Here is a 13,556-nt window from a genome sequence, read left to right on the forward strand (position 1 = left end):
TTCAGCAGATATTTGAACTAGATGAAAGTAAAGTTTTTAAAACTTAAAATTAGGTAATAAACAATGGCTTTATGTAAATTCTTGGTGGTTGCCCGAATTCAATCAAAGACTGCCCGAATTTAGGGACTTCCAACTAAAAAAATATCCCATCGCTGTCTAGGCAGGGGAGCAGGGGGCAGGGGGAGAAAGAAAAATATTATCTGAGTAAATTGGATAATTTATTTTCTGGAAGTCCCTTAATATAGAAACTTATAGCAATCTTATTTGAGTTGTAAAAATTGTTGCTATGGTCGTCCTTGGTCAGTTGTGATTACAAATGACTAATGACTAATGACATTCAGATTAGATAATGCTTCCCAAAACAAAAAGTTACAAATCACTAATCAACCTCGCCTTACGGAGAAAGAATTGCAGCACAGTTTCTTCACGGGAAATAATATCAACCCTACCCTCCATGCCCAATTGAATGTGACACTGGTTTTTCCCTTTACCTAAAACCAAAGTTTCTGGTTCAATTGTGACTTCATAAAAAGCACCAGGTGCAGTAGCTTTTGGGCTAGTAGTTCCATTCATTGATGCATTTGTACCATTTTTTTGAGGAGCGATCGCATCTGGAGAAATTGTCTGTACAGTCCCATTCAGAGTACCATAATCTGGGTAAGGACAAGCGCTGACTCGCATTTGGACTTTTTGACCAATTTTTAACTTACTTTGATCTTCAGATGCCACGGCAGCTTTCAAAACTTGAGGTGCATCAGAGGGGACAATTTGCAATACTTCCTCGCCAGCCCGCACACTTTGACCTGGGTTTCGCAGATTGAGTTGGGAAATGATACCATCAGCGGTAGCTGCGATCGCAGTTTGAGCTAAATTTATTTTGGCTTGTTTGAGTTCGCTAGTATCACGCTCTAACTGCTTTTCAACTTCAATCCGTTGCTTAACTAAAGCTTGGCGTTCCTTCTCTAATGTTGCTTTGTTGCTTTCCCCTCCGGCTTTTTCTTGAGCAATTCGCTCAGTAGCAACAGTTACTGCTGCATTACTTGGATTTACGGCAACTTGGGCGCGTTGTCTTCTGGCAATCACAGCAGATACCGCTTGTTGTAATCGTTCAATTGTCTGTTTTTGCGCCTCCACTGCTGCTGCTTGCGCCTTTACCGCTTGCTCTTGCTGTCTTGCAGATAATTGTGCTTCTTCCAATTGATCCTGAGATAGCGCCCCTTGGTTGGCTACACTCTCATATCGCTTCTGTTTTGACTGGGCTACACCCAAAGCAGCTTCAGCAGCATGGAGATTTGCTTGTGTAGTTTTTAACTGTGCTTCCCCAGCCAGCAATTCTTTCTCAGCAATTTTGACGTTGGCATCAGCTTCTTGGAGTTCGGAAACAGTGGTCAGATTTTTATCTTGATATTCCCGACGGCGGCCGCTCAATTCCGCTTGGGCACCAGTAATAATCCGGTTGATGCGGTCGGTTTCGGCTTGAATCTGGCTATTCAGGGAACTAATTTGAGCATTAATTTGCACTAGTTGTAACTGAGATTGTTGAATACTAGTTTGCAATTGGCTCTTTTTCGTTTGCAGACGGGAGTCATCGATAGCTGCGATCGCATCTCCTTTTTTGATAATTTGGTTTTCTTTGACATAAATGTGCATAACCTGGCCTTCAGTCGCCGCTTGCACAATTCGCAATTCACCCGCCGGACGCACAACCGCCTGTGCTTGGACTGTAACCTTATACTTACAAATTGCAGCAAGTGGCCCAGCTAATCCGAGAACGCAGAGAATAAACATTCCGCCCCATGTTGTCCAACGAGTAATTGGTGGGAGGAATTCGTTTGTTTGAATTGGGGGGAGAAAATTTGTGTTGCTAACCATGATCTCTTACAAATTACAAATTAGGTTGCCGAGCGGAGCCGAGGTACGAATTATCTTAATTAATGGTCGCAGTCTTACCGTTATGATGAGCCGGGGAAGATATTAGCGCCAACTCATTATGAGACGGGAAAGTATCATCTAAGAAATCTAAATGTTCGCCAGGCAAAGAGCGCAATTCTTCTGGTGTACCTTGAATTTTTAAGCGTCCTTGTTCTAAAAATACAATTAAATCTGCTCGCTGTATCACCTTGGGACGGTGACTAATTAAAATAGTCGTTTGATTGTGACGATGGGATAAAAGTCTATCTAATACTTGTCTTTCGCTTACTGGGTCGAGTGCGCCTGTAGATTCATCTAAAATTAAGACTGCTGGCTGAGTAACTATGGCTCTGGCTATGGCTAATCTTTGGCGTTGTCCACCAGAAAGATTTGCTCCAAATTCTCCTAAAACAGTTTGATATTTATCAGGTAATTTGCTAATAAATTCATCTGCACCTGCAATTTGACAAGCTTTAACAATTTCTTCAAAGCTAATATGGGGATAGCTAAAGTTGAAGTTATCAATAATTGAACGACTCCAGAAGTGGGGTTCTTGGGGAACTAATACCACCTGTTGACGTAGACATTCTAAGGATAAATCTTGCTGATTATATAAACCATAACGAATATTGCCAGACTCGACTTTATATAAACCAGTCAGTAATTTTGCCAGAGTACTTTTACCACAGCCAGATTTGCCAATTAAAGCAATAACTTTACCGCCAGGAATAGTTAAGGAAAAATCTTGTAGGAGGTCAACTCTACCTGCGTGATGAAAGTTCAGTTCAGTGCAAGTAATATCTGCATTTCCAGGAATTTGTGCCCAAGGCTTTTTAAAATCATTTTCTGATTCTGGGGTGGCGTCAATAACTTCTGTCATCCGTTGCAGGACTATCTGGGCTGTGATAAACTCATCTACTAAGCCGATAGCAGCACCTAAGAATCCGAGAAAGTTGCCACTCATGCCGTTATATGCCATTAATTGACCGATTGTTAAGGTGCGATTAATGACTAAATAGCTACCCATCCAAAGGATGCCAATACTAATGAAGGTGGAAAGAATGCCAGTAACCGTACTGCTATACAGTCCCAGTTTCATCATACTCCAGCCTAAGTTGGCGAGGCGACCATAATTCCCTTGGTATTCTGACCAAGCTTGGGGAGTGGCTTGGGTAGTTTTTAATACTTGGATGCCACGAAATGTTTCTACCAAAAAGCCTTGGTTTTCTGTACCAGAAATAATCAGATTCCGGGTTTTCTGGCGCATCGCGGGTAAGAAAAGCAGGTTAACACCCGTGACAACTATAAATGCAACTATGGAAGCGAGAGTTAGTTCCCAACTGTAAAAGAGCATAAAAGCCAAGGAAATTACAGCAATAAAGAATTGACTGGGTAATCCGAGGACAATTTGGGAAACTAAGTTATTGATGGCTTTGACATCGGCAATGCGGCTGACAACTTCGCCACTGCGTCGTCCTTCAAAGTAGGATAGGGGTAAATGTAAGAGTTTGCGTCCGTATTCTAGAATTAGTCCTAATTGCAATCTTTGACCGAAGTGACCAATGAGGTGAGATTGAACTAAGCTAATGGCGCTTCTAATTAAGTTCATGGCGATAACGCCAATTGCCACAGTAGTTAGTAGTTGGGTATCACCTCGGACTAAGACATCATCGGTGAGGAGTTGCATCATGAAGGGAGATGCCAAAGAAAGTAGTCCAATGGCGATGTTAATGGCGATCGCTTGGGCGAGAATAGAACGATAAGGCCAAACCCGTTGCAGATATCTTCCCAGACCGCCGATTTTATCTGATTCTTGTTGATAAAAACGACTGTCGTCTGGAGTCAGTAGTAACATGACGCCATTACCCCAACCCGCCATTAACTCTTGACGGGTAAGATAACGAATACCAACACCAGGGTCAGCAATGACGTATTTTTTGCCTTTTTGTCCGTATAATACGACCCAGTGGTAGCCTTTCCAGTGGATAATTGCTGGTAGGGGAGCTTGATCTAATTGGTCGATTAATTGGGGACTGGCTTTAACTTGGCGGGCGTTGAATCCTAGTACTTCTGCACCCCGCTTCAATCCCAGCAAGGATGTTCCTCTGGAACCAGTACCTACGGCTTCTCGGACGCGGTTGAGGGTAAATATGCGTCCGTGGTGTTTGGCGATGGTTGCAAGACTCGCAGCCCCGCAGTCTTCTTCGCTGTGTTGAAGGACTATTTGGTATTTCATTTTCTGGTATGATGATTGGCAAGAAAATACAATCGAGTCTTGTGACCCGATTATATTAAATGTTTATTTTTTCCATTCAAACCTTTGACTGCTTGGGGTATTGTCAAAAGTAGTTGGTAAGAGCGATCGCTTGGCAGTCCCTCAAGACGCATTGATCGCGATCGCTCAAAGATGTTCACCCCACTCTTTACTATTAGACATCTCCGTAAATTAGGTTTTCACCCAGACAAGACAAGGGTTTCAGATTATTTTTCGGAGATGTCTATTAGGTCTGACTGAGTAGGGACTCTTTAGAATGTCAGACAACCAGTTCAGTTAGGCTTCGTAAAATTCATATCTTCTTCCTGGTGCTAGCTCCTGAGTCTGATTTTGTACCCCTGGTAGCAGTAAACTAAGATCCCAACTTGCTATAGCTATTGGATCTAGACCTAGAAAATCTGAAACTTGCCCTGGGGCAATGGAAAGATTACTACCAGCGCTAGGATCATCATAGGCTAAGTCATAGAACAAATTGTAGCCAGTGCTATTTGTTATTTGAAGAACCGTCGGGTTGGCTGCAGTAGTCTGCATATCTCCTATGTCTGCTTGGATAGGTATGCTGGCCCTAGCTGGACCGGCATCTCTAATTAAAACTATATACTTTCCTCCCTCAAGCATTGCTCCTTGTTCGGGAGTTAATTCGGTGAACAGTTGTTCTTGACTAACAACAGAAGAGTTAGAACTAGAAGTGATGCTGTCGATATTTAACATGGTTTTTCTCCTTGTTGAATTAGGTCATGCAGAGAAAATGAGGTAAGTTTTAAGGCGTGGCATATTTGCAGGATGAATTTGCGGCTGTAACCATCGAAATTTTGTTCTGCATTTGCTGAAATTATCCAATGATTCAACTAGTCCCCAAAGAAAGCATCTTTTTCTTGATAGTTACTAAATGAATCTCTCTGCATATCACTCTCTACGATGACTTTTAGTTTTTATGCACTCAGATCGGAAAAATTTTGAAAAATCGGTGAAATCCATATACAGCAAAATTGGCATTGTAAGTATAAGTTGTAGTTGAGGTCATAAATTTGTGTTCCTTGATAAATAACTAATATCATGTCCAAATAATTAGTTATGATTACCACAGTCATTGCACCCCACCCCCTATTCCCCTCCCCGCTTGCGGGGCTACGGTGTACACACATCTCTCTACAAAACCATAATGTTGTAGATCCTCCTAAATCCTCCTTAAAAAGGAGGACTTTGAGAGGTTTTTGCCCCCCTCTTTTTAAGGGGGGTTGGGGGGATCAAAAGCTTATGGGGCAACTCTTAAAGACTTGTGTGTACACCGTAGGCTTGCGGGGAGGGGAGACGAAGCGTAGCTTTGTCGGGGTGGGGTTCTTCGGGTTTAATAAGTAATCAAGCGGACACGATATAACTTCGGAAATTCAAATCAGTCAATCAACTTGAGAATTGCACATTAGCCTACGGAATAAAGATCGATATCATATGGATTGTCAGGACTTGGGTCGTTTTGAAACTCATATACCCCATCAGTTAAAGTGTATTTTTTTAATTTTTTGTAGTCAATTCTAACGTCAGCATCAAATTCAATGGTTAATTCACCTCCACTGTACATAGTCCATATATAACCGCCTCCAGGTGTTAGAAGATCGCCTCTTACTGTACCATCTATACCGTAATCGTAGGGGATATCGTATCCCGTTTTGTTTCTAATTTCAAAAACCTCGTAGCCACCACTAATTGTTTCAGTAACTTGTTCGTCAAGTTCTTCAATTAAACCAAAATATTCTAGGTATGTTTTATTGTTTAACATGGGCTTTCTCCTTTTTTAATTAAGTTATGCAGAGAGAATTAGGGAGCTTTTAAGATATTTAATATTTCGGTGATTAACTTGCAGATGTAACTATCAAAAATTTGTTCTGTATTTGACGAAATTATCCAATGATTTAGCAAGCAACCAAAAAAGTATCTTTTTTGTGGTATTTACTCGCTAACCTCTTTGCATATCAATCTTTACGATGACTTTGAGTTTTTATGTATTTGGATTAGAATTATTCTGAAAAACCTGGTAATATCATGTCCGTATAATTAGTTATGATTTCCACAGTCATTGCACCCCAGCCCCTCCCCGCCTGCGGGGAGGGGAGACAAAGCATAGCTTTGGCGGGGTGGGGTTCTTCAGGTTTAATAAGTAATCTAGCGGACATGATATAAATCCTTATGCATAAAAAAATCGGGGCACTTGCCCCGACCTTATATTGTATTCAGCTTTTTGTCCCAGATTTTTGAGTGGTTACATCTTTAATCTGAACCAAGACAGGACAATCTAACCTCGGAAATTCAAATTAGTAAATCCACTTGAAAATTGCAGATTAGCCTACGCCATAGATATTGAAATCATATGGATTGCCAGCACTTGAGTCATATTGGAACTCATAGACTCTTCCATCAGCTAAATTGTATTCTTTGTATTGTTCGTAGCCAGCTCGGTCATCACTGTCAAAGTTAATGATTCCTCCGCTGTAAGCAGTATATACCCATGTTTCGTTTGCAGGTAATGTAAATGGCGTATCATCTAAAGAAAAGTTAACGTCAAATCCCACTGTGTTTTTAATGGTAAAAACTTCATAACCGCCACTAATTGTTTCAGCAGCTTGTTCGTCAAGTTCTTCAATTAAACCAAAAGATTCTAGGCAGTTTTGATTAGTCAACATGGTTTTTCTCTCTTTGCTAATTAGGTCATGCAGAGATAATTAGGTAACTTTTAAGAAGTTGCATATTTGTGGCTGTAACCATCGAAATTTTGTTCTGTATTTGACGAACTTATTCAATGATTCCGCTATTCCCCAAAAAAAGCATCTTTTTAAATGAACTTCCCTGCATATCACTCTCTACGATGACTTTTAGTCTTTATGCACTGAGATCACAATTTTTTTGAAAAATCTGTAAAATCCTTACGCAGCAAGGAATTAGCTTTTGTCCCTCTGGCTGTATAATTGTAATCAGCTATGTTTCAAACAGCGGCAAGTATTCCATGCAACCCCGACAGGGCATTGTTGAAATCTTTTCTACCTTTGTGCAATTTGATGTAGATCAATTTAGTGGTTGGGCAACAGATGCCAAACTGCGACGCAGTATGAAAGTTTGCCTGGAGTCGTCAACTGAGAAATCAGATACCTTTTGGGCACTTTACTGGTATAAAGTTTGGCAGACTGAATCTAGTGCTGTGGCACTTGCACATATTTCTGCTTACTTACAAGAGGTGTGCTATTGGACTGCCAGAAAATTTGCCCTCAACTTTCCCACGCAGTCGTCTGTAGCCGACTGTTTTCAGATGGCGATCGCTCATATTAACAAAATACTCAAAAATTTCAACCCTCAATACAGTTCGCATTTAAAAGCCTATGCAGAATTAACTTTTGAATCGATTATCAAAGATGCACTGCGTTTACACCGAGAAGCAGACATTTGCTCAGACTGGGCATTATTGCATAAACTCAGCCGCAAACGACTAGTGCAGTCATTACAAAATGCCGGATTTAACAAAGAAAGCATCGAGAGTTATGTTTTAGCTTGGGAATGCTTTAAGGAACTCTACACGGGTGACAATACAAAAATTCGTCAGCTTCCCAAACCAGATGCTCGAACTTGGGAGGCTATTAGTAATCTTTATAATGCAGAACGTTTTAGCCGATTGAGTTCACCCACTGCCGCAATCAATCAGCAAACCATAGAAACCTTGGTATTATCTGCTGCTAAAGCTGCCCGTAATTTCCTTTATCCTCAGATTGTTTCCGCAGACGCTCCCCTCAAAGAAGATGAGGGTAATTTATTAGATATATTGCCTGTAGATTTGCAAACATCTTTACTAACGGAAATTATTGAACAGGAAGAAGCTGTAAATATGCGATCGCAGCAAGCTCAGTTAAACCAAGTTTTGCACCAAGCGATCGCTGCACTCGATGCTGAGTCTCAAAAAGTACTAGAAGCTTACTATGTTCAACAACTGACTCAACAAGAAATTGCTGCACAGTTAGAAATTAAGCAATATACTGTTTCTCGTCGCCTGAGCAGCATTAAAAAGTCATTGCTCCTGACTCTCACGCAATGGAGTCAAAATACCTTGCATATTTCCCCAAAATCCGACGTAGTAGATGCCATAAACACAAGTTTAGAGGAATGGCTCAAAGTCCAATATAGCCATACTCAAATTCAATCAGTAGGCAAGAAATAATTTTGTCTCTTCCCTCTCCCTAAAACATGGTCTTTATATGGAGCCATTCTCAAATTATTTATGTTGAACCCACCTGCCCCATTCACTATTGACTCACAGCATTTATACTTGGAAATTACTCAATTTCCAGAAGTGCAAGAACAACCATACTCAACAGCTGGTGCTTGTCAACGTGGGTGGATAAATCAAAAATGCTTGCAAGCATTTTTGCCTTGGTTCCAGGAGGAAATGGCTCCCACCGCCAGAGTTTATCCTAACAGTGCGGCATTGCCGAGTTTTTGGGAAGTAGTTAATGGCACAGCTATTACTTTCGATCGCGATCGCCTGGTATTAATTCCCACCCTGGCGATGGATGGCGATGAGTTACGCGTACCGCAGGAATGGGTAGATATACCAGAGTGGGTTGCTGACTATTACATAGCAGTACAAGTCAATCCCGATGATGGCTGGATGAGGATTTTTGGCTATACAACCCATAAAATTCTGAAAACAAAAGGGGTTTATGATGCTGGCGATCGCACTTACAGCTTGGAAAAAGAAGATTTAATTCCAGATATTAATGTGCTGTGGGTTACACGCCAACTCGATCGGTCAGAAACCTTACGTGCCGAGATTGCACCTTTAGATCCGATTGGCAAAACCCAGGCGGAAAACCTCTTAGAAAGATTAGGCGATCGCGATGTGAAATTCCCGCGTTTAGCAGTTCCATTTTCACTCTGGGGTGCGCTCTTGGCACATAGCGGTTGGCGAAAAAAGTTGTATGAACGGCGTCAGGGTTTACTCATACAGCGATCGATTCCGCAATGGTTGCAGACAGGAGTAGCCAATTTAGCTCAACTGTGGGGATGGGAAAAAAGAGAATTCGTTGCCGTACCTGTGGGAATGCGGAGTGCAGAACCAGTTCTCGGCTTGTCTCGACAAATAATAATTGCAGAGCAAACATACGAGTTACGCATTTTCCCAAAAAGCGCTTCTGAGAACTATGTTTGGCGCTTTGAATTGCGAAGTACAACTCTTAATGGTCAAATTCCGGCTGGGTTTAAGCTCCGACTGCTAACGGAAGACTTACAAGCTTTTGAAAATAATCAAGATACGGCAACAACTGCTGTAGATATGTTGTATTTGGAAGTAATTTTAGAACTAGGAGAAGGATTAGTTTGGGAAATAGAACCTACACCTGAAGACTATGAGCGAGAAATTCTGCGGTTTTAAGTATTACCTTCAAAAATCTTCACGTTTAGCCTCTATTATTTACTCTTAAACTGAATTTCACAACACACAACAACCTATTTAGTAACCAAGATATACATAGCAGGGTGTAAGGGCACGGCAGTGCCTATTGGTGTCAATTAACTTGAAACCCTTGTCAGGACGTGATATTGAGTTCATTCACTTATGGTTACTCACAGCGTCATCTCACCCCGGTTTTGTCTAAACCCAAAACCGCCTTTCCCCGATGCCTTGGGGCTACGGTGTACACACAAGTCAAATTACCCCCCTCAATTCTCCCTTGTAAAGAGGGGGAAGCCGGAAATCCAGTTCCAAATGTTGTAGATCCTCCTAAATCCTCCTTAAAAAGGAGGACTTTGAGAGGTTTTGTGCCCCCCTTAAACGGGGGGTTGGGGGGATCAAAAGCTGATGGGGCAATTCTTAAAGACTTGTGTGTACACTGTAGCCTTTCCAATGGGAGGGTTAGGGTGGAGTAAAACGTATGCGTTACAAGGGTTTGAGCTTAAGTTAACACCAATGGGTAGTGTCCTGCCCCTATGGATACACTCAACATCTAGGGAGAACTAGCTGTGGACAAGTTAATCATCTTAAAGTTAGGGGAGGGAAACTTTGAACAAGGGTTTACCGTAACTCTACAGATTGGCGATGAAAATGTCCGCCCGACTGTAGAAATCACAGGTGAGCTTCCCCCCAACCCAGAAATTCTCCGCGATTATCACCGTTGGCAATCTATTTATCGTAATTTAAAGTTGCCATCTCGTCCGATTGGTTTACCTAAAGAACTTAACCAAGCCCCCAGCCTAGAATACTGCCAGCAGGTGAGTGAGGAATTTAAAGTCAGTTTTAATACTTGGCTTGCTTCCGATTCCTTTCGTTCTATCCGCGAGAAATTGTTAGAAAAACTCATGCTTGCGGATAATATTCGGATGCTTTTACAAACCAAAGACTTGCGATTACAGAAATTCCCCTGGCATCTTTGGGATTTGATAGAACGCTATCCCCAGGCGGAAATAGCCCTGAGCGCTCCTGGCTACGAACAAGTCAACCTTAACCGAATAGCAACTACATCCAACAAAGTAAAAATCTTAGCGATTTTGGGTAACAGTCAAGGTATTGATACCAAAGCAGATCAGGCGCTACTTAATTTGTTACCCAATACAGATATCACTTTTTTAGTTGAACCACAATGCCTTGACCTTACCGATCAGCTATGGGAGCAGAATTGGCAGATTCTATTTTTCGCCGGACATAGTTCCACTCAGGAAACGAATCAAACAGGAAAAATCTACATTAATCAAACAGAAAGTCTCACAATTAGCCAGTTAAAGTATGCCTTAAAAAAGGCAGTAGAACGAGGTCTAAAACTAGCGATTTTCAATTCCTGTGATGGTTTGGGATTGGCATGGGAGTTTGCAGACTTACATATTCCCCAAATTATCGTGATGCGAGAGCCTGTACCCGATCGCGTGGCGCAACAGTTTTTAAAGTATTTTTTGGAAGCCTTCGCACGGGGAGACTCGTTGTATTTAGCCGTCAGGGAAGCACGAGAAAGGTTACAGGGACTAGAAAACCAATTTCCCTGCGCTACATGGTTGCCTGTCATCTTTCAAAATCCGGCTGAAATGCCGTTGAATTGGGGGGAATTGTTTAGAAATACACCCAATCTTCCTGCATCTTTGTCTCAAACCACGCCTGTTAGAGAAACCACAAATCGCCTTGGCTTCTCATCGATCTTACTGGCGAGTATGGTAGTAACTGGAATATTAATCGGGATCAGGTATTTGGGCGTGCTGCAAGCATTAGAGTTAAGTGCATTTGACCAACTGGTACGCTTGCGTCCTCGTGAAAAACCAGACTCACGCCTACTAATTGTGACTGTGACTGAAGAAGATGTCCAGGCGCAAAAACCGGAAAAACCTCAAGGTTCGTTGTCAGACAAATCACTTGCCCAACTGTTAGAAAAATTAGAGGCATATCAAGCACAAGTTATTGGTTTGGATATATACCGAGATTATCCAGTGGGTAAGGATTATCCAGCATTGGCAGCAAGGATGCGAAAAAGCGATCGCTTTGTGGGTGTGTGTCAACTCAGCGATTCTCAAGCCGGAAAACCAGGTGTAAAACCACCCCCAGAAGTTTCTTCACACAATCTCGGTTTTAGCGATATTGCCATCGATTCAGATAATGTTGTGCGTCGCCATCTGTTAGCGTTAACTCCTGCGCCCTCATCTCCTTGTACTACACCTTATGCCCTGAGCGTTCAACTTGCGCTGCGTTACCTATATACAAAAGGAATTCGGTTGCAATTTAACCCTGATGGCGCGTGGCGATTAGGGAAGGTGACATTTAAACCAATAGAAGCTCATACCGGAGGTTATCAAAGAGTTGACGCTTTGGGACACCAAATTTTATTAAATTATCGTTCTTCTGGTTCCCCAGAAGCGATACCTTCGGCAGGCTTCGCCAACGCACCAAGTATGACCTTACAAGAAGTGCTAACAGGTAAGCTCAATGCCAATGCAGTCAAAGGCAAAATAGTCATTATTGGCACAACAGCAGAAACTTTTGGTGATTACTGGTTAACTCCTTACATCACTCCTCAAGGAAAATTACAGGCAATACCAGGAGTATTTTTACAAGCCCAAATGGTCAGTCAACTGCTCAGGGCTGCTTTGGACGGACAACCTCTGTTGTGGACTTGGCCGCTTTGGGGTGAGGTAATTTGGGTTTGGGGTTGGTCTTTTTTAGGCGGTTTATTTACTGCTTATCTGCACCGATTCATTTACTTAACCTTGGCAGGAGGAATAGGCATTATCAGTTTATACGTTAGCTGTTTTATATTTTTAATTGTATATAGTTGTTGGGTTCCCCTGATTCCTGCTATGTTGGCTTTAGTAAGTAATAGTTTAATAGCTACAACTTACTTAAACATGAAATTTAAAAATTAATATTGAAGAAGAAGTCAGAATTCAGGAGTCAGAATTCAGATGAAAAGCTATTGGCAAACAATACAATTAATCGCGGCATTGGGAATGACTTTGTGGGGAATTATCGGCTATTCTCCAATGATTTGGATGACACCCGTTGCAGCCACTCCTAAGAAATTTTCGCCTCCTCCGCCTCCTCCAGACAGGGGTGCAACAGGCGATCGCGGCGGGGCTGCAAGTCGTGGTTGTGGTGTTGGCAATCAGTCGGTTATTGGACTGGTACCTGTATACAAAGAGACAGTCAATCAAGGACAAGCACAAGCTGTTGCTGTTACTAAAGTTTGGGGTTTGACGAATGAGGAATATCCAACTTTTTGGTTTTTTGTCCCTTATCAAAAATCTCTAATTGATTCCATTGAGTTTGTTGTCAAAGATGAGTCAAGTAAACAAAGTCAAACTCTTTACCGAACAGTAGTAACAATACCAGAAGTACCAGGAATTATTAGCATTCCCTTAAGCGCAAATACTTCACCATTGCAAGTAGACAAGATGTATCACTGGTTTTTGAAGATAAAAGTCATTTGCAATCCACAACAACCTCCAGAACGAGAGTATGTGGAAGGATGGGTGCAACGAGTCAATCCAAATCCTAAATTAGTAGATAGCCTGAAGCAAGCAACTCCTCAGCAACGGGTAAACCTTTATGCCGAGAATGGTATTTGGTACGATGCCTTGACTACTTTGGCTGAATTACGTCTTAGCAAACCTGAAGATCCAACTTTAGCGGTGGAGTGGATGAATTTGCTTCAATCCGTAGATTTAGAGAATTTAGCTAAACAACCTTTGACAGAATGTTGCCAAGCTGATGCAAAGTCGAAAGCAGCCAAAGTGCTGCCCTCTACGAACTAAATGTAAGTCTGTAGCGACTACTCCCAAGTTTGTAGCGACTACTCCCAAGTCTGTAGCGACTACTCCCAAGTCTGTAGCGACTACTCCCAAGTCTGTAGCGACTACT

At 41.9% G+C, this 13,556-nt stretch carries 9 protein-coding genes; 4 read left to right on the top strand and 5 right to left on the bottom strand.

Going from position 1 to position 13,556, the window contains the following annotated elements; all coding sequences use genetic code 11:
• Nucleotides 1-369 precede the first annotated feature (369 nt).
• The 5 genes from RMX69_RS00930 to RMX69_RS00950 all read right to left on the bottom strand — a co-directional run bounded on the left by RMX69_RS00930 (nt 370) and on the right by RMX69_RS00950 (nt 6,864).
• Nucleotides 370-1,872 (bottom strand): HlyD family efflux transporter periplasmic adaptor subunit, encoded by a 1,503-nt coding sequence (locus RMX69_RS00930; RefSeq protein ID WP_322636173.1) that lies wholly within the window; start codon nt 1,870-1,872, stop codon nt 370-372.
• Between the two features lie 55 nt (nt 1,873-1,927).
• Complete coding sequence (locus RMX69_RS00935; protein WP_289799816.1) at nt 1,928-4,147, bottom strand: peptidase domain-containing ABC transporter; 2,220 nt, start codon at nt 4,145-4,147, stop codon at nt 1,928-1,930.
• A gap of 315 nt (nt 4,148-4,462) precedes the next feature.
• Nucleotides 4,463-4,897 (bottom strand): hypothetical protein, encoded by a 435-nt coding sequence (locus RMX69_RS00940; protein WP_322636174.1) that lies wholly within the window; start codon nt 4,895-4,897, stop codon nt 4,463-4,465.
• A 709-nt stretch (nt 4,898-5,606) separates the two neighbouring features.
• Nucleotides 5,607-5,963 carry a hypothetical protein gene (locus tag RMX69_RS00945; protein WP_322636175.1) on the bottom strand — a complete coding sequence of 119 codons (357 nt, stop codon included), beginning with the start codon at nt 5,961-5,963 and terminating at the stop codon, nt 5,607-5,609.
• A 559-nt stretch (nt 5,964-6,522) separates the two neighbouring features.
• The gene (locus tag RMX69_RS00950) at nt 6,523-6,864 is read right to left on the bottom strand and encodes a hypothetical protein (RefSeq protein ID WP_289799813.1); all 342 of its coding nucleotides are present in this window, start codon (nt 6,862-6,864) and stop codon (nt 6,523-6,525) included.
• A 320-nt stretch (nt 6,865-7,184) separates the two neighbouring features.
• On the opposite strand from RMX69_RS00950, the gene RMX69_RS00955 reads away from it, so the two are divergent.
• From RMX69_RS00955 to RMX69_RS00970, 4 genes are all read left to right on the top strand, one after another.
• Nucleotides 7,185-8,384 carry a sigma-70 family RNA polymerase sigma factor gene (locus RMX69_RS00955; protein WP_289799812.1) on the top strand — a complete coding sequence of 400 codons (1,200 nt, stop codon included), beginning with the start codon at nt 7,185-7,187 and terminating at the stop codon, nt 8,382-8,384.
• A 60-nt stretch (nt 8,385-8,444) separates the two neighbouring features.
• Nucleotides 8,445-9,596: a DUF1822 family protein gene (locus RMX69_RS00960; protein WP_322636176.1), complete on the top strand. Its 1,152-nt coding sequence runs from the start codon at nt 8,445-8,447 to the stop codon at nt 9,594-9,596.
• A 587-nt stretch (nt 9,597-10,183) separates the two neighbouring features.
• Nucleotides 10,184-12,562, top strand: a complete 2,379-nt coding sequence (locus tag RMX69_RS00965) for a CHASE2 domain-containing protein (RefSeq protein ID WP_322636177.1) — start codon at nt 10,184-10,186, stop codon at nt 12,560-12,562.
• 39 nt (nt 12,563-12,601) lie between these two features.
• Complete coding sequence (locus RMX69_RS00970; protein WP_322636178.1) at nt 12,602-13,450, top strand: DUF928 domain-containing protein; 849 nt, start codon at nt 12,602-12,604, stop codon at nt 13,448-13,450.
• Nucleotides 13,451-13,556 lie beyond the last annotated feature (106 nt).

This window comes from Nostoc sp. EspVER01, from assembly GCF_034530635.1.
GTDB lineage: Bacteria > Cyanobacteriota > Cyanobacteriia > Cyanobacteriales > Nostocaceae > Nostoc.

Excerpts from the sequence above, each read along its gene's own strand:
- RMX69_RS00930 (WP_322636173.1), bottom strand. The coding sequence starts at position 1,872 with ATGGTTAGCAACACAAATTTTCTCCCCCCAATTCAAACAAACGAATTC.
- RMX69_RS00935 (WP_289799816.1), bottom strand. The coding sequence starts at position 4,147 with ATGAAATACCAAATAGTCCTTCAACACAGCGAAGAAGACTGCGGGGCT.
- RMX69_RS00940 (WP_322636174.1), bottom strand. The coding sequence starts at position 4,897 with ATGTTAAATATCGACAGCATCACTTCTAGTTCTAACTCTTCTGTTGTT.
- RMX69_RS00945 (WP_322636175.1), bottom strand. The coding sequence starts at position 5,963 with ATGTTAAACAATAAAACATACCTAGAATATTTTGGTTTAATTGAAGAA.
- RMX69_RS00950 (WP_289799813.1), bottom strand. The coding sequence starts at position 6,864 with ATGTTGACTAATCAAAACTGCCTAGAATCTTTTGGTTTAATTGAAGAA.
- RMX69_RS00955 (WP_289799812.1), top strand. The coding sequence starts at position 7,185 with ATGCAACCCCGACAGGGCATTGTTGAAATCTTTTCTACCTTTGTGCAA.
- RMX69_RS00960 (WP_322636176.1), top strand. The coding sequence starts at position 8,445 with ATGTTGAACCCACCTGCCCCATTCACTATTGACTCACAGCATTTATAC.
- RMX69_RS00970 (WP_322636178.1), top strand. The coding sequence starts at position 12,602 with ATGAAAAGCTATTGGCAAACAATACAATTAATCGCGGCATTGGGAATG.